Here is a 15,708-nt window from a genome sequence, read left to right as displayed (position 1 = left end):
AGGGGATCACGCATGACCACTCGTGTGTCCGACCTGCCCATCACCGTCGAAGACGGCTTAGCCACCTGGACCGTCGACCCAGCCGCGGCCGCCACGACCGAGCAGGCGCGGGAGCTGGTCAAGGAGAACGCCGGCGCCGTCCTCGACCACCTGCACCGTGACGGCGCGCTGCGCGTGCGCGGGCTGAGGTCCGTGCGCGCCGCGAAGGACTTCAACGCCGTGGTCGCGGAGGTGCTGCCCGCGTTGCGCGACTACGTGGGCGGCACCTCGCCGCGCGAACAGGTGCACGGCAAGATCATGACGGCGACGTACGTGCCGCCCGACTGGTCGATCATCCTGCACCAGGAGATGGCCTACACCCGGACGCTGCCCGCCTACCTCGCCTTCTACTGCGAGCGTCCGGCCGACCACGGCGGGCTGTCCACCTGGGGCGACATGCGCGCCGCGCTCGACCGCGTCGATCGCGGCGTGCGCGAACGCCTCGACCGGCACGGCCTGCGGCTCGGCCGCACGCTGCTGGCGCCCGAGACCGTGCATCTCAAGCCGGGCGTGAAGAAGCCGTGGACGGAGGTGTTCGGCACCACCGACCGCGCCGAGGTGGACCGCGTCGCGGCCGAGCGCGGCTGGGAGACGGAGTGGATCCGCGACGACGCGGTCCGGCTCTACCAGGAGGTCGTGCCCGCCGTGCGCGAGCACCCGGTCACCGGGGTCTCCGTGTGGTGCAACCAGGCCCACTTCTTCAACCCGTCCTGCATGATGCGCTGGGCCGCCGAGGACGGCAGGGAGCCCGAGCGGGCCGAGCAGGAACGCGCCGCGCGCGAGAACCCCGAGCTGCTCGACCGCATGTACCTCGGCAACGGCGACCCCGTCGGCGACGACGACGCGCTGCACGTCTACCGGGTGCTGCGCGAGCTCGAACGCGGCGTCGCGCTGCAGGCCACCGACCTGCTGCTGATCGACAACCTGCTGGTGGCCCACGGGCGCACCGCGTTCCAGGGCGAGCGCCGCATCCTCGTCGCCCTCGCCGATCGGCCCGAGCAGGCCGCCCAGAACGGCCACGGGGAGGCACAGTGACCTTCGTGCTGCAGCAGGACGTACCCGTCCGGCTCGACCAGCTCGCCCGCGTCGCGGCCGGCGGCGAGCCCGTCGAGCTGTCCCAGGCGGTCCGCGCCCGCGTGCACGCCTCCAGGAGCGTGCTGGAGAAGTTCGTCGCCGACGAGCGCGTCATCTACGGCGTCAACACCAGCGTGGGCGGCTTCGTCGACCACCTCGTGCCGGTCTCGATGGCCCGCAGGCTCCAGGAGAACCTGCTCAACGCCGTCGCCACCAACGTCGGCTCCTACCTCGACGCGACGACCGTCCGTGCCATCATGCTGGCCCGGATCGTCTCGCTGGCGCGCGGCAACTCGGCCATCTCCCCCGCCAACCTCGACAAGCTCATCCAGGTCTGCAACGCCGGCATCGTGCCGTGCGTGCCGGAGAAGGGCTCGCTGGGCACCAGCGGCGATCTCGGGCCGCTGGCGGCCATCGCGCTGGTCTGCGCCGGGCAGTGGAAGGCGTTCTACGGCGGCGAGCGGCTGCCGGGCGCCGAGGCGCTGGCGCGGGCCGGGATCGAGCCGATGGCGCTCAGCTTCAAGGAGGGGCTGGCGCTGGTCAACGGCACCTCCGGCATGGTGGGCCTGGGCGCCCTGGTGTACGAGCGGGCCAGGCGGCTGGTGGAGACGTACCAGCTGGCGTCGGCGCTGTCGGTCGAGGGGCTCGCGGGCATGACCAAGCCGTTCGACCCGCGCGTGCACGGCGTCAAGCCGCACCGGGGCCAGGCGGCGGTGGCGGCCCGGCTGTGGGAGGCGCTGGCCGACTCGCGGCTCGCGGTCAACGAGCGCGACACCGAGCTGACGCTGGCCGGCGAGATGGACGGCACCGCCAAGGCCGGCTCGATGCCGATCGAGGACGCCTACTCCATCCGCTGCACCCCGCAGATCCTCGGCCCGGTCGTCGACTGCCTGGACACCGTCGGGAAGACGCTGGAGAACGAGCTGAACTCCTCCAACGACAACCCGATCGTGCTGCCCGACGAGCACGAGGTCTTCCACAACGGCCACTTCCACGGCCAGTACGTCGCCATGGCCATGGACCAGCTGATCATCGCGCTCACCACGCTGACGAACCTGGCCAATCGCCGCGTGGACCGGTTCCTGGACAAGAGCAACAGCAACGGCCTGCCCGCGTTCCTCTGCGACCGCGACCCGGGGCTGCGGCTCGGCCTGATGGGCGGCCAGTTCATGACGGCCTCCCTCACGGCCGAGACCAGGACGCTGTCGGTGCCGATGTCGGTGCAGTCGCTGTCGAGCACCGCCGACTTCCAGGACATCGTCTCCTTCGGCTTCGTGGCCGCGCGCCGGGCCCGCGAGGTGCTGACGAACGCCGCGTACGTGGTGGCCTTCGAGCTGCTGTGCGCCTGCCAGGCGGCCGACATCAGGGGCGCCGGCGGGCTGGCCTCGGCCACCCGCCCGCTGTACGAGCGGGTCAGGCAGATCGTGCCGTTCCTCGACAGGGACGAGACGATCACCGACTACATCGAGGCGCTGGCCGCCGACCTGATCGGCCCGCAGGTCCTCGTGGCCGGCCGGTGAGCCCGGTCATCGACGGGCTGCGCGAGCTGTTCGGTGACCGGGTGGGCACCGCCGCGAGCGTACGGGAGCAGCACTGCGGCTCGCTGACCTGGTTGCCGGCCCAGCCGCCCGACGCGGTGGTCTTCGCGCGCTCCCGCGACGACGTGGTCGCGGCGGTGCGCCTGTGCGCCGAGCACGGGACGCCGCTCATCCCGTACGGCGCGGGCACCTCGCTCGAAGGCCAGGTCAACGCCCCGTACGGCGGCGTCTGCCTGGACCTGTCCGGCATGAACGAGATCGTGGCCATCGACGCGGACGACCTGACCGCGACCGTGCAGCCGGGCGTGACCAGGGAGGCGCTCAACAGGCGGCTGCGCGAGCACGGCGTGTTCTTCAGCGTGGACCCGGGCGCGGACGCCAGCCTCGGCGGCATGGCCTCCACCCGGGCCTCAGGCACCACCACCGTGCGCTACGGCACGATGCGGGAGAACGTACGGAACCTGGAGGTCGTGCTGGCCGACGGCCGGGTGATCAGGGCGGGCGCCCGCGCGGCGAAGTCGGCGGCGGGCTACGACCTGGCCCGGCTGTTCGTCGGCGCGGAGGGCACGCTGGGCGTGATCACCGAGCTGACCGTGCGGCTGCATCCCGTGCCGGAGCGCGTGGCGAGCGGGGTGTGCGCGTTCGACGACCTGGCCGGCGCGGTGCACACGGTGACGGCGGCGATCCGGCTGGGGCTGGAGCCGGCCCGCATCGAGCTGCTCAACCCGGTCACGGTGCGCGCCTGCAACGCCTACTCGGGGCTCGGCCTGCCGGAGACCGTGCACCTGTTCGTCGAGCTGCACGGCGGCGAGGACGAGGTGAGCGGCCGGGCGCGGGCGTTCGGCGACCTGGTCAAGGAGCACGGCGGCACCGGCTACGCCTGGAGCACCGACGCCGGCGAGCGGGCCAGGCTGTGGCGGGCCAGGCACGACGCCTGGTGGGCCATCCACGCCCTCCACCCCGGCAGGCGCGGCATCCCGACGGACGTGTGCGTGCCCATCTCGCGGCTGGCCGAGTGCGTCACCGCGACCGAGCGCGACATCGCGGACAGCGGCGTGGACGCCCCCATCGTCGGGCACGTCGGCGACGGCAACTTCCACCTGCTGATCATGGTGGATCCCGACGACGCGGACATGACCGCACGGGCCGCGGCGCTGACCGAGCGGCTGCACCTGCGCGCCATCGGCATGGGCGGCACCTGCACCGGCGAGCACGGCATCGGCCAGGGCAAGGCCGCCATGATGCCGGTCGAGCACGGCGACGCGCTCGGCGTGATGCGCGCGATCAAGCAGGCGCTGGACCCGGCCGGGATCATGAACCCGGGAAAGGTCCTGACATGAAGATCATCGTGGTCGGCGTCGGATGCGTCGCGGCCAAGTACCTGCCCGGCGCGCTGCGCGCGGCGGGGCACGAGCCGGTGTTCGTGGCCGACCCGGCCGCCTACACCGGCCCGTCGCGGCGGGCGCTGGAGACGTGCGTCTGCCTGCCCGCCGACATCGCCGACGCCGAGGACGTGCTGCGCGCCCTGACCGATCAGCCCGGGGTGCTCGACGGGGCCGAGGCGATCACCAGCCCGTTCGACGAGACGTTCCCCGTCGTGCGGCGGGTGGCGGGCAAGCTGGGCCTGGCCTGCCCGCCGCCGACCTTCGCCGCACTGGCCGACAAGTCGCGGGTGGCGGCCCTGGTGCCGGAGCACAGCCCGTGGACGGCGGTGTTCCGGCCCCGCGAGCTGCCGCCCGGCCTGGCCGAGCGCGCTCCTGGGCCGGTGCTGGTCAAGCCGTCCCTGTGCACGGGCGCGCTCGGGGTGCGCGCGGCGGCCTCGACCGAGGAGGTGGCCGCCGCCGTCGCAGGCTCGGGCGTGCCCGGCGCGCTCGACCAGCCGTGGCTGCTGCAGCAGATCGTCGAGGGCGACCTGATCAGCCTGGAGGGGTTCCTGCGCGCGGGCGGGCTGACCGTGATCGGGTTCTCCCGGCGCACGCGGATCGGGGCGACCGAGGTGAGCAACTTGTTCCCGGCCGCGCACACCCTTGAGCCCGCCGTACGCGAGCAGTGCGTGCGGGCCGTGCGCGAGCTGGCGGAGCGCGGCGGGCTGCGGGACGGCTACGTGCACGCCGAGTTCCTGGCCGGAGCAGGGCGAGCGCATCTGATCGACGCCAACGCAGGCCGCCTCGGGGGTGCGGCCGTCGTCGAGCAGATCGCGCTCGCCCACCAGGTCGAGCCCGGCGCGGTGGCGGCGCACGCGCTGCTGCTGTCGCTCGGCGCCGCCGATGAGGCGCCGCCATACCGGCCGGCCGGCGAGACGCGGGAGACCACCAGCTTCTGGTACGGCCTGCGCGACGGCGGCGTGGTCCGCGCGGTCACCGCTCCCCCGGACGCCCTGCACACCCAGTTCGCCGTGGCCGGGCAGCGGGTGCCGCCCGTCGGGGAGTCGGACTACGCCTGGGTCGGCATGCTCACCGGCCTGACCGCCGACGCCGAGCGGGCCATCGAGCAGGTCGTCGTCCACACCGACGAGGGCGATCGTCCCGCCTTTTGCCGGCCGTGCTGATCTACGCGATCCGGCTCACGAGCTGGTGCTCCTGGGGCGTGCTGTATCCGTTCCTCGCGGTCTGGCTGCTGCGGCTCGGCGCGCTCGACGAGGCCGGCGTCGGCGTGGTGGCCGGCGCCGCGGTGATCGCCAACCGGGTGGGCGCGCTGCTGTGGGCTCCCCTGGTGCACCGCCACCACAAGCGCGACGTGATCATCGTCAGCCAGGCCGCGGTGATCGCCATGGCGGGCGTGCTGCACCTGCTCGGCGGCGCCGGGCCGGCGAACGTCGTGCTCTGGGCCGCCGCCGGCGCGCTGTTCGGGCTGGCCAACTCGGTGGCCACGCTGGCGCAGGTCAGCTTCATCGCCAACCAGGTGCCGCCGAGCGCCACCACGCGGGCGTTCTCCTGGGAGAACGTGGCGCTCAACATCGGGGCGGGCATCGCGCCGCTGCTGTCGTCGATGGTGATCGCGGCCTCGCCCTCCTGGTACGCGCTCGCGCCCGTCCCGTTCGCCGTGCTGACGGCCGCGCTGGCCGCGCTGCTGCCCCGCGACCGGCCGGCCTCCGCCGCCGGCGAGGAGGAGAAGGAGGCCGGGGCCGGTTCGCGTACCTGGCCGGTCTTCCTCGTGCTGAACTTCCTCACCCTGCTCGCCTACGCCCAGCTGCACGGCGTGTTCCCCGCGCACGCCGAGCCGGAGATCGGCACGACGGGCGTGGGGCGGCTGCTCGCGCTGAGCAGCCTCGTCATCGTCGTCTGCCAGCTGCCGCTCACCTGGGTCTGCGCCAGGTTCGGCGAGCGCACGCTGGTGAGCGCCGCCAACCTGGTCACCGCCGCGGGGACCGCGCTGCTGCCGCTCGCCGTGACCGGGCCGGTGGCCGCGGTGACGGCGGTGTTCCTGGTGACGCTGGGCGAGATGGTGTACGGGCCGCTCTACCAGAGCATCGCGGTCCGCCTGGCCGGCCGGCCCGCGCACGCCATGGGGGTGCTCACCTTCGTGTGGGGGGTGTCGGAGTCGCTGGCCGGGGTGGCGGGGCTCGCGCTCATCGGGGCCGGGCTCGGCGCGCTGTCCTTCGCGGGGGCGGCGGGCGCCTGCCTGCTCGCCGCCGGCCTGGCCCTGATCACCCCGGGCCTGGGGGCGCGGGCGCGACGGCCGAGCGAGGCGGGGGTCTAGCCGTTCGAACGACCCGTGTGCCGACTTCTATCGATTTTCGGCGAAAGAGTATGGGCAAGTCGAAAATCTCGCCTTATATTACGGCGCAGAACAGCGTTATCCCCCTGCACTTACCAGCTCACGAGACCCGGCATCCGCCGACGGCCGGCCCGGCGGTGCCGCACCCCCACCAGCGCCGCACCAGGGCGCGCCCTCTCGAGATGGGATGAGTCATGCGGAGGTTACCCCTCTTATCCGCTGTCCTGATCATCGCGCTCTCCTTCCTGGCCGTCCCCGCGGGCGCGCGGGCCGACCTGCCGCCGCAGGTGCCCGGCGTCACGCTGCGCACGTACGACGTCCAGATCGAGCTGTCGAAGCTGTGCACGCTCAAGCCCGGCCAGACGCCCAACGTGGACAAGCTGATGCCGACCGTCGACTGGACGTCCGACGCCGACTTCGGGCTCACCGACATGTTCGTCACCGAGGTCACCGGCAACCTGTCGGCCCCCGCCGCGGGCACGTACGAGTTCCGGCTGACCAGCGACGACGGCTCCCGGCTGCGCATCGGCGACACCGTCGTGATCGTCAACGACGGCCGGCACGCGCCCACGTCGGTGGACGGCACGATCACGCTGACCGCCGGGCACCACCCGCTGCGCATCGACCACTTCGAGCACCTGTACGGCCAGCAGCTCAGGCTGGAGTGGAAGCCGCCGGGCGCGCAGGCGTTCACGCTGGTGCCGGCCGAGGCGCTGAGCACGGACGCCGACGTCGTCCGGGTCACCTCGCCCGGCCGCAAGGAGTGCGAGAGCGGCGCCGACTCGCCCGGCGACGGGCTGCCGCTGCAGGACGTGCACCCCGACCACACGCTCACCGACCTGCGCCCCGCCGGGTTCGAGCCGCAGGTGACCGCGATGGCGTGGCTGCCCGATGACCGGCTGGCGATCACCACGTGGGGCGGCTCGGAGACCAGGCTCGGCGAGGTGTACCTGCTGAGCGGCGTGACCGGCGCGACCTCGCCGGCGCGGGTGACCTACAAGAAGATCGCCGAGGGGCTGCAGGAGCCCATGGGCATCGCGTACGCGGACGGCAAGCTGTACGTGTCGGAGAAGTCCCGCCTGGTGGAGCTGAACGACACGAACGGGGACGACGTCGCCGACAGTCTCAGGACGGTGGCGACCTGGCCGTTCGGCGGGAACTTCCACGAGTTCGCCTTCGGCCTGCTCTACCGGGGCGGCCACTTCTACCTCAACCTGTCGGTGGCCATCGACTACGGCGGCGCCACCACCGTGCCGCAGCCGGCCCCCGGCCGTGGCGTCACCGTCAAGATCGACAAGAGGACGGGGAAACTCGAATATCTCGCGGGCGGCCTGCGCACCCCGAACGGCATCGGGTGGGGGCCGGGCGACGACCTGTTCGTGCTGGACAACCAGGGCGGCTGGCTGCCCGCCTCGAAGCTGGTGCACGTCGAGAAGGGCCGCTTCTTCAACCACTACACGACGCCGGAGGGGCCGTTCGACGCGGGCGTGGTGAGCCCGCCGGTGCTGTGGCTGCCGCACAACGAGATCGCCAACTCTCCCAGCACGCCGCTGCTGATGAAGCGCGGCAGGTACGCGGGGCAGCTGCTGTTCGGCGACGTCACGTACGGCGGGATCCAGCGGGCGTACCTGGAGAAGGTGAACGGGGCCTACCAGGGCGCGGTGTTCCGGTTCACGCAGGGGCTTGAGGCGGGGGTCAACCGGATCAGCCTCGGGCCTGACGGGGCCATCTACGCCGGCGGTCTGGGCGCGGGCGGTAACTGGGGGCAGCCGGGCAAGCTCACGTACGGGCTGCAGAAGCTGACGCCGGGCGCGGAGAAGACGTTCGACCTCCTCAAGATGAAGGCGATCGAGGGCGGCTTCGAGCTGGAGTACACCCAGCCGCTGCCGGCCGGCTCCCTTGAGGGCCGCTACCAGCTCACCCAGTGGCGTTACGTCCCTGCCGTCACCTACGGCGGGCCCAAGGTGGACGAGGAGCCGCTGAGTGTCACCTCGGCCACGGTGAAGGGCAGGAAGGTCACGCTGAAGGTCGCGGGGCTGAAGCCGGGACGGGTGGTGCACCTGCGCTCGCCACGCCCGTTCGCCTCGGCGTCAGGAGAGCCTTTGTGGAGCACCGAAGCCTGGTACACGCTCAACTCGCTGCCCGGCGGCGCCTCCTCCGAGACGGTGTACGAGGCGGAGAGCGCGGCCCAGAGCGGCGGCGCGAAGCTGAACACCGACCACCCCTCCTCCTCGGGGGCCGGGTTCGTGGACGGCTACTGGACCCAGGGCGCCACGACGCGCTTCGCGGTGCAGGTGGGCGCGGCGGGCACGTACCACGTGGGGCTGCGCTACTCCAACGGCCCCGATCCCGCGCCCGGCGCCAAGTCGCTCAGCGTGTACGTCAACGGGACCAGGGTCAGGCAGGTGCCGCTGCCGTCCACGGGCACGTGGGACCTGTGGGCGACCCGGGTGGAGCCGCTGGCGCTCAAGGCGGGCGTCAACACCATCGCCTACCGGTACGACTCCGGCGACCTCGGCAACGTCAACCTGGACGCGATCACCGTGGCCGCCCGGCCGGTGCTGGAGGCGGAGGGGGCCACCCTGCGCGGCGGCGCCACCGTCGGCACCGCCCACCAGGGCTTCACCGGCACCGGCTACGTCGACGGGTACACCGCACCCGGCGCGAGCACGTCGTTCTCCGTGCGGGCCGAGGCGGCGGGCACGTACAACGTCGGGCTGCGCTATGCGGCCGAGTCGGGCACGTCGGTGAGCGTGCACGTCAACGGCAAGAAGATCCGTCAGGTACGGCTGGCGGCCACCGGCGGACGGGACGCCTGGGAGGTGCAGACCGACGCGCTGCCCCTGCGGCGCGGCGCGAACACGGTCACCTACCGCTACGACGCCGGCGACGGCGGCGGTTTCGGTCTTGACCACGTCACGGTCGCGAAGGCCGAGCGGATCACGCTGTTCGACGGGTCGAGCCTGGCGGCGTGGGAGCGCCGGTCAGGTGGCGCTGCGACGTGGCCGGTCGCCGGCGGGTCGATGGAGTCGTACGGAGGCGACATCCGCACCCGGCGCGCGTTCGGCGACTTCACGCTGCACGTCGAGTGGTACGAGCCGGACTATCCGCCCGAGGTGACCGGGCAGCAGCGCGGCAACAGCGGCGTCTACCTCCAGGAGCGGTACGAGGTGCAGGTGCTGGAGTCGTACGGCGACACCACGCCGGCCGCCGACGGAGCCGGCTCGATTTACTCCAAGCGGGCGCCCGACCGCAACATGGCGACCGCGCCAGGGACGTGGCAGACGTACGACATCACGTTCCGCGCGGCCCGGTTCACCAGCGCGGGCGTCAAGGTGGACGACGCGCGGGTGACGGTCGTCTGGAACGGCACGGTGGTGCACGACGACGTCGCCGTCGACGGCGGCACCGGCGACAGCATCCCGGAGAACGCGGCCACCGCCGGCATCCGCCTCCAGGACCACGGCGACCCGGGCGAAAACCCCCGCTTCCGCAACATCTGGATCCAACCGATTACGTGACCGGAGAAGCCGCCCGGTCTTAGCGGGCCGGGCGGCTCACCCACCCCGCCACCTCGCCGGGCCGGGGTCGAGCGGGGCGGGGCTTGTCGGGGCGGGGCTTGTCGGGGGCGGGGGCTCTTGATCGAGCGGCTGTGGGAGCCGACCATCGAAGCAGCGTTCCCCCCCACCCCTCCGGAGGCATCATGATCCGCCGTCTGCTGCCCGCCACCGTGCTCGCCGTGGCCGCCGTCACCGTCGTCACCGTGAGCCCCGCCGAAGCCCGCGCCTGCAAGATCAACCACGCGTGCGCCACCATCTACTACAGCGACTCCACCCGCACCACCGTGGTCGGGGAGAAGTACGAGGACTGCAACGGAGCCGTGGACATGTGGGGCGTCCGCAGCGGCTACATCGACTTCTACGAGAGCCCCTGCTGACCCGATGACCGGGGCCGTCACTCCAGGGCGGCCCCGGTCACCGGTGCGGCCAGTACAACCCGCCCGGCGCGGTGGCGGCCAGCTGGGCTCGGACGTGGCCGGCGTCCGGGTGGGCGAGGTCGTCCAGGATGACGAGGGCCTGCCGCCAGCGGTCGCGCGCGGAGGCGGGCTCGCCACCGGCGTGATGGGCGTTGCCCAGCCGGATCAGCGCCTCCACCTCGCCGATGCGGTCGCCCAGCCCCACGTACAGCCCGAGCGCCTGGAGGTGGCAGCGGCGGGCGGAGGCGTACCGGCCGAGGTGGTGGAAGGCGTAGCCGAGCCCGTCGAAGGACGCGGCCTGCCCGTTGCGGTCGCCCAGCTCGCGGAACAGGGTGAGGGCGCGGCGGCAGTACCCGAGCGCCCGGTCGTGCCGCCCCAGCAGGGCGTGGCAGTTGCCGACCCCGTTGAGCGCCTTGGCCTGGCCGGGCCGGTGGCCGGCGGCGCTGAACAGGTCGAGCGCCTGCTCGGCGTGGCCGAGCGCCTCCTGGTAACGGCCCTGCCGCGACAGCGCCCAGGTCAGCTCGTGGTGCGCGTGCGCCTGCCCCGGCCCGTCGCCCTGCTCGGCGGCCAGGTCGAGGGCCCGTACGGCGTGCGCGGACGCCTGGTCGAAGCGGGCGAGCAGGGTGCAGGCGCGGCTGAGGTGGCGGTGGGCGTGCGCCTGGCCGCGGACGTCGCCCAGCCGGCCCGAGGCGTCGAGCGCGGCCCGCTCGACGGTGGCCCAGTCGAGCAGCAGGCCCCGCCATCGCAGGTACGCGCTCATCGCCCACGCCAGGTGCCTGACCTCCTCGTCGTCCCCGTGCTCGGCGGCCTGCGCCACGTGGGCGAGCAGCACGGGGTGCTCGGCGGTGAACCAGGCCAGCGCCTGCCCGGCTGCGGTGATCGGCTCGGGCGACACCCCCTGCGCGGCCTCGGTGCGGGGGATCGGGCAGCGGCGCGGGGCCAGCAGCAGGGTCGCGGTGTGCGCGGTGTGCCGGTGGTGGTCGAGCGAGCGGCGCACCGCCGCCCGCCGGTCGTGCTCGCCGTCGTGGGTGCGGGCCAGCTCGGCCGCGTACGCGCGGAGCAGGTCGTGGAGCGTGTAGCGGCCGGGCACGTGCTCGATGACCAGGTGCGCGGTGGCCAGCTCGGCCAGCAGCGGGCGTACCTCGTGCCCGGCCGTCCCGGCCAGACTCGCGGCGGCGGGAGCGGCGAGATCGGGGCCCGCGACCAGCCCCAGCAGCCGGAACAGCCGGGCGGCAGGGGCGCTCAGCGCGTCGTACGACCAGGAGAACACCGCACGCGGATCCGTCGCCGGGTCCCGCACCGCCAGGGCGTCGAGCCGGTCGCCCGCGTCGCGCAGCTCACCGGCCAGCGCGCTCAGCGGGAAGCCGGGGTGGGTGGCGGCGCGGGCGGCCACGATGACCAGCGCCAGCGGCAGGCCCGCGCACCGGGCGACGATCTCCGCCACCGTACGCGGCTCGGCGGCCGGCCGCTCTGGCCCGAGCCGGTGAGCCAGCAGCTCACGCGCCTCGGCGTCGGGCAGCGGGTCCAGCCGCAGCGGGCGGGCGGCCTCGGCGGCGACCAGGCCGGAGAGCTGGTCACGGCTGGTCACCACGACCCGGCAGCCGGGCGCGCCGGGCAGCAGAGGTCTGACCTGGGCGGCGTCGCGGGCGTTGTCCAGCACCACCAGTGTCCGCCGGTCCGCCAGCAGGCTGCGGTAGAGGGCGGCCTGCCCGTCCTGGTCGGGCGGCACGCGCTCCGGCGGTACGCCCAGCGCGTCGAGGAACCCGGTCAGCGCCTCCCCGGGGCTCATCCGTGACCCGGCCGGATCGAAGCCGCGCAGGTTCACATACAGCTGACCGTCGTCGAACCGGTGCCGCACCCGATGTGCCCAGTGCAGGGCCAGCGCCGTCTTCCCGACGCCGGCGATCCCGGTGACCACGGCGATCCTCCCCGCGTCGCAGTCCAGCAGCTCATCCAGCCGCTTGACCGCACCGCCCCGCCCGGCGAACCCCGGCGCCTCCCCAGGCAACTGCGCCGGCCGGGGCCGCCGCGCCCCTGCCCCCTCCGGCGGCTTGGACGGCTCCGGTGCGTCGGCGGCGAGCGTGATCTGCTCTGGGTGACGTGGTGTGCCGGGGGGCGGTGGTGTGCCGCGGAGGGCGGCGGCGTGGCCGGCTCGGAGGTCGGGGCCGGGCTGGGCGCCCAGTTCCGCGTCCAGCCTGCGGCACACCTTGGCGTAGACGTCCAGAGCCTCGGCGGCGCGGCCGGCCAGGGTGAGCGCGTGGATGAGGCGGGCCGCCAGGGGCTCCGCGAGCGGGTAGTGGACGATCAGCTCCTGGAGGCGTTCGATCACCGGCGCGGGCCTGCCCAGATCGAGCTCGGCCTCGGCCCAGTCGGTCAGCGCGCTCAGCCGCTGCTGCCCGAGCCCCTCGCGGACCCGCGCCGCCCACCCGCCGGCCATCCCGTCCAGCGGGGACGCCCGCCACAGGCCGACGGCCTCACCCAGCAGGGCGGCCCGCTCCTGGCAGCCTCTGCGCCGGGCTCGGGCCAGCTCGACCAGCCGGCGGAACCGGTGCAGGTCGATGCGGTCGGGGTCCACGGACAGCTGGTAGCCGTCCGCGCGGCGTTCCAGCACGATGGGCCCGCCGCCGAGGTGCCGTGACCGCTCCAGCACGCGGCGGGAGCGCGCGACGTAGGTGTGCAGCACCTTGCGGGGCTCGCGGGGCGGGTCGGCGTCCCAGATCCGGTCGATGAGCGTCTCGGTGGCCACCGGCCGCCCGGCGTCGACGGCCAGGGACGCGAACAGGATCCGCTGTTTGGCCGGCCCGGGATCGAGGCTGCGTCCCCCGCTCACCAACTCGAACGCACCCAGCAACAGAAATTCCACTGTCCGTCCCCCGTCGGGGCGCAACGCCCGGTAAGTCCAGCGGTAAAAGCCATCGAACCACAGCCGTCGCACCGCCTTCAAGAAACGCGAAAGATTTGCGAAGGCGATCTTCTTTACGCTGCGAAATGTCCACTCCGGTGCGCAGGAATAAGCACCGGAAACCAGCCTTGAACGGAAAAAGGAGATCCGGCATGACACGACGATTGACGGCGGCCGTCCTGGGGGCGCTGCTGCTCGCGCTCGGCCTGGGCGGCGGTACGGGCGCGGCGGCCGCGAGCACCGCAGCAGGCGCCCGGGCCGGCGGTTTCACCAGCTACATCACGGGCGCCAACAACGGGTTCGCGTCCCGTACCTGGACCGATCTGAACGACGACAACACCGACGGCCTCATCCAGTTCAGGGGCTGCACCAGCAATCCGCGCGTCGGCATCCAGAACGTGAGCACGGGCCGGATCGTGGTCGAGGAAATCATGTGGTGCCTCAATACGACCGACGACTTCTGGCACGGCAGGCTGCCGAGGGGCGACTACCGTTTCGTCATTCTCGACAAGCGCGGGCCCAACCCGCTCAATGTCGACTTCGTTTACGTGCGGTATCAGACGGGCACCATCGCGTGACCGTCCGATGAACCGCCACGCGGTGCGGGCCGCACTCCCGCACCGCCGCATTCGCGTCACTCGCCGGCCGGGTCGCTCCGGTCGCGAAGGGCGCGAAGGGCGCCGGCCGGGATGAGGGTGCGGATGAGGAAGGTGCCGTCCTGGTGGCGTTCCTGGTGGAACTCGCCGCCCAGCGCCTCCACCCGCGCCCGCACCTCCGCGAGGTCGCGGCCGGTGGCGGCGTGGAAGACCGCGCCGTCGGTGCGCACCTGCACGGTGACCCCGCTCTCGGCGTGCCGCACCTCGACCACGGTCCGGCTGCCCGGCGCATGGCGCAGTGCGTCGGTCAAAGCCGCCTGGACGACCCGGTACGCGACGATCTCGGCGGCCCTGGACGCCGGCTCCGCCTGTCCCGCCTCGGCGAACTCCACCGGCTGCCCCGCCCGCCGCATCTCCTCGACCAGCGCGTGCAGGTCACCGGAGCAGGGCGTCTCCGTGGCGGCGGGCCTGGCGGCGTCCAGGGGGTCGCCGGGGACGGGGGTGAGGAGGTGGAGCAGGTGGCGGAGGTCGGCGATGGCGCGCCTGCCGGTGTCGGTGACGGTGGTCAGGGTGGCGTCGAGGCGGTCGGGGGCGCCGGTCAGGTAGCGGGCCGCCTCCGCCTGCACGATCATCGCCGCCACGTTGTGGGTCACGACGTCGTGCAGGTCGCGGACGATGCGGGCCAGCTCGGCAGCGGGAACGGCCTCGGGGTCCCCCTCGCCGACGGATGCGGCCCCTTCGGCGGGCCGGAGTGCGTCGGAGCCGGCGCGCCGAACGTTCCCGGTGTGCTGCTCGGTGTCAGGGCGGTGCTGGGCGGGGACGGTGGGGCGGTCGCCGGTGGGTCTGTCGTTGGCGGGCCTGTCGTTGGCGGGCTTGTCATTGGAGGGCCTGTCGTTGGTGGGCCGGTGGGGGCGGAGCCAGCCCCTGAGCCCCCACGCGCCGGCCAGCATCAGGCAGAGCACCACGATCTCCTTCTCGCGCCACGGTGAGCGACTGCGCCGGACCTCGTTCACGGGGTCCGCACCAGGGTCGCGTCGGTACGCCGGCGGCGCGGGACCAGGTTGCCGCGCTTGCGCGCCACGTGCAGGAACACGCCGGTCAGCAGCAGCCCGAACACCACCGCGTACGGGCTCCCCTCGGGACCGAACTCGCCGCCGGTGAGCAGGGCCGAGCCGGACGTCACACCTTGCAGCAGCCCCTCGGAGGCGCCGTTGCCGGAGACCTCGGTGCTGAAGATGCCGGCGGCGGCGAAGTTCCAGCCGAAGTGCAGCCCGATGGGCAGCCACAGGGTGCGGGTGGCGGCGTACGCGGCGGCCAGCATGCCGCCCGCCTCGATGGCGATGGCGATCGCGCCCCAGAGGCTGGCGTGCTCGTTGAACAGGTGGGTCAGCCCGAACAGCAGCCCGGTGACGACGAGCGCGGTCACCGTACCGGTGCGTTGCTCAACGATTCTGAACAGCACTCCCCTGAACAGCAGCTCCTCGGTCACCGCCGCCGCGGCCATGAACCCGAAGATCGTCAGGGCGCCCGGCACCGAGCCGAACCCGTCGAGGCGGTAGGCGCCGAGGAAGGCGAGGTTGAGGATGACGGCCACGAACATCGCGACGCCGATCAGCAGCCCCCGGCCGAGCCCGGCTCCGGCGCCCTCCGGCGCGACCTCGACCGGCTCCCGCATCTCGGTCCAGCGCACCACCCGGCCGTACACGTACACGGCGAGCACCGCCGTGCCCAGCCCGAAGAGCAGCGTGAAGAACGCGTTCCCCGACACCGCTCCCACGAGCGCGTTGCCCGCGAAGGCCACGGCCGCCACGGCCACGAGCTGCTTGACCAGTCGCATGATGACTCCCTGACGAGATCCGAGCGGCC

The 15,708-nt window shown here is 73.3% G+C and carries 11 protein-coding genes; 8 read left to right on the top strand and 3 right to left on the bottom strand.

Translation table 11 applies throughout. The annotated features are described in order from the left end of the window. The first annotated feature begins 12 nt into the window (after window positions 1-12). The 7 genes from AB0K12_RS41485 (at window position 13) to AB0K12_RS41455 (ending at window position 10,305) form a co-directional block, all read left to right on the top strand. On the top strand, window positions 13-1,074 hold the full coding sequence (locus AB0K12_RS41485) for a TauD/TfdA family dioxygenase (protein ID WP_364573536.1): 1,062 nt from the start codon (window positions 13-15) through the stop codon (window positions 1,072-1,074). Beyond that, complete coding sequence (locus AB0K12_RS41480; RefSeq protein WP_364573534.1) at window positions 1,071-2,633, top strand: phenylalanine aminomutase (D-beta-phenylalanine forming); 1,563 nt, start codon at window positions 1,071-1,073, stop codon at window positions 2,631-2,633. The genes AB0K12_RS41485 and AB0K12_RS41480 overlap by 4 nt, the downstream gene beginning before the upstream one ends. Continuing rightward, on the top strand, window positions 2,630-3,991 hold the full coding sequence (locus tag AB0K12_RS41475; RefSeq protein ID WP_364573532.1) for an FAD-linked oxidase C-terminal domain-containing protein: 1,362 nt from the start codon (window positions 2,630-2,632) through the stop codon (window positions 3,989-3,991). Before AB0K12_RS41480 ends, AB0K12_RS41475 begins: the two co-directional genes overlap by 4 nt. Continuing rightward, window positions 3,988-5,199 (top strand): ATP-grasp domain-containing protein, encoded by a 1,212-nt coding sequence (locus AB0K12_RS41470; RefSeq protein WP_364573530.1) that lies wholly within the window; start codon window positions 3,988-3,990, stop codon window positions 5,197-5,199. The genes AB0K12_RS41475 and AB0K12_RS41470 overlap by 4 nt, the downstream gene beginning before the upstream one ends. Continuing rightward, window positions 5,193-6,350 carry an MFS transporter gene (locus tag AB0K12_RS41465; RefSeq protein ID WP_364573606.1) on the top strand — a complete coding sequence of 386 codons (1,158 nt, stop codon included), beginning with the start codon at window positions 5,193-5,195 and terminating at the stop codon, window positions 6,348-6,350. The genes AB0K12_RS41470 and AB0K12_RS41465 overlap by 7 nt, the downstream gene beginning before the upstream one ends. 212 nt (window positions 6,351-6,562) lie before the next feature. Beyond that, the gene (locus AB0K12_RS41460; protein ID WP_364573528.1) at window positions 6,563-9,889 is read left to right on the top strand and encodes a family 16 glycoside hydrolase; all 3,327 of its coding nucleotides are present in this window, start codon (window positions 6,563-6,565) and stop codon (window positions 9,887-9,889) included. 182 nt (window positions 9,890-10,071) lie between these two features. Continuing rightward, complete coding sequence (locus tag AB0K12_RS41455; protein ID WP_364573526.1) at window positions 10,072-10,305, top strand: DUF6289 family protein; 234 nt, start codon at window positions 10,072-10,074, stop codon at window positions 10,303-10,305. A gap of 37 nt (window positions 10,306-10,342) precedes the next feature. On the opposite strand, the gene AB0K12_RS41450 is transcribed toward AB0K12_RS41455, so the two are convergent. Beyond that, a complete protein-coding gene (locus AB0K12_RS41450; RefSeq protein WP_364573524.1) occupies window positions 10,343-13,207 on the bottom strand; it encodes a BTAD domain-containing putative transcriptional regulator in 2,865 nt (954 codons plus the stop codon). A 191-nt stretch (window positions 13,208-13,398) separates the two neighbouring features. Here AB0K12_RS41450 and AB0K12_RS41445 point away from each other — a divergent pair, with 191 nt between their 5' ends. Beyond that, window positions 13,399-13,824, top strand: a complete 426-nt coding sequence (locus tag AB0K12_RS41445; protein WP_364573522.1) for a hypothetical protein — start codon at window positions 13,399-13,401, stop codon at window positions 13,822-13,824. Window positions 13,825-13,880: 56 nt separating this feature from the next. Here AB0K12_RS41445 and AB0K12_RS41440 read toward each other — a convergent pair whose 3' ends face one another. Together AB0K12_RS41440 and AB0K12_RS41435 are read right to left on the bottom strand one after the other, a co-directional pair. Next, window positions 13,881-14,855, bottom strand: coding sequence for a histidine kinase (locus AB0K12_RS41440; protein ID WP_364573520.1), 975 nt, complete (start codon window positions 14,853-14,855; stop codon window positions 13,881-13,883). Beyond that, window positions 14,852-15,679 (bottom strand): CPBP family intramembrane glutamic endopeptidase, encoded by an 828-nt coding sequence (locus AB0K12_RS41435; protein WP_364573518.1) that lies wholly within the window; start codon window positions 15,677-15,679, stop codon window positions 14,852-14,854. Before AB0K12_RS41435 ends, AB0K12_RS41440 begins: the two co-directional genes overlap by 4 nt. Window positions 15,680-15,708 lie beyond the last annotated feature (29 nt).

This window comes from Nonomuraea sp. NPDC049419 (assembly GCF_040676995.1).
Taxonomy (GTDB): Bacteria; Actinomycetota; Actinomycetes; order Streptosporangiales; family Streptosporangiaceae; genus Nonomuraea; species Nonomuraea salmonea.
This window is presented reverse-complemented; position numbering and strand designations above follow the sequence as displayed.

Excerpts from the sequence above, each read along its gene's own strand:
- AB0K12_RS41485 (WP_364573536.1), top strand. The coding sequence starts at position 13 with ATGACCACTCGTGTGTCCGACCTGCCCATCACCGTCGAAGACGGCTTA.
- AB0K12_RS41455 (WP_364573526.1), top strand. The coding sequence starts at position 10,072 with ATGATCCGCCGTCTGCTGCCCGCCACCGTGCTCGCCGTGGCCGCCGTC.
- AB0K12_RS41445 (WP_364573522.1), top strand. The coding sequence starts at position 13,399 with ATGACACGACGATTGACGGCGGCCGTCCTGGGGGCGCTGCTGCTCGCG.
- AB0K12_RS41460 (WP_364573528.1), top strand. The coding sequence starts at position 6,563 with ATGCGGAGGTTACCCCTCTTATCCGCTGTCCTGATCATCGCGCTCTCC.
- AB0K12_RS41470 (WP_364573530.1), top strand. The coding sequence starts at position 3,988 with ATGAAGATCATCGTGGTCGGCGTCGGATGCGTCGCGGCCAAGTACCTG.
- AB0K12_RS41435 (WP_364573518.1), bottom strand. The coding sequence starts at position 15,679 with ATGCGACTGGTCAAGCAGCTCGTGGCCGTGGCGGCCGTGGCCTTCGCG.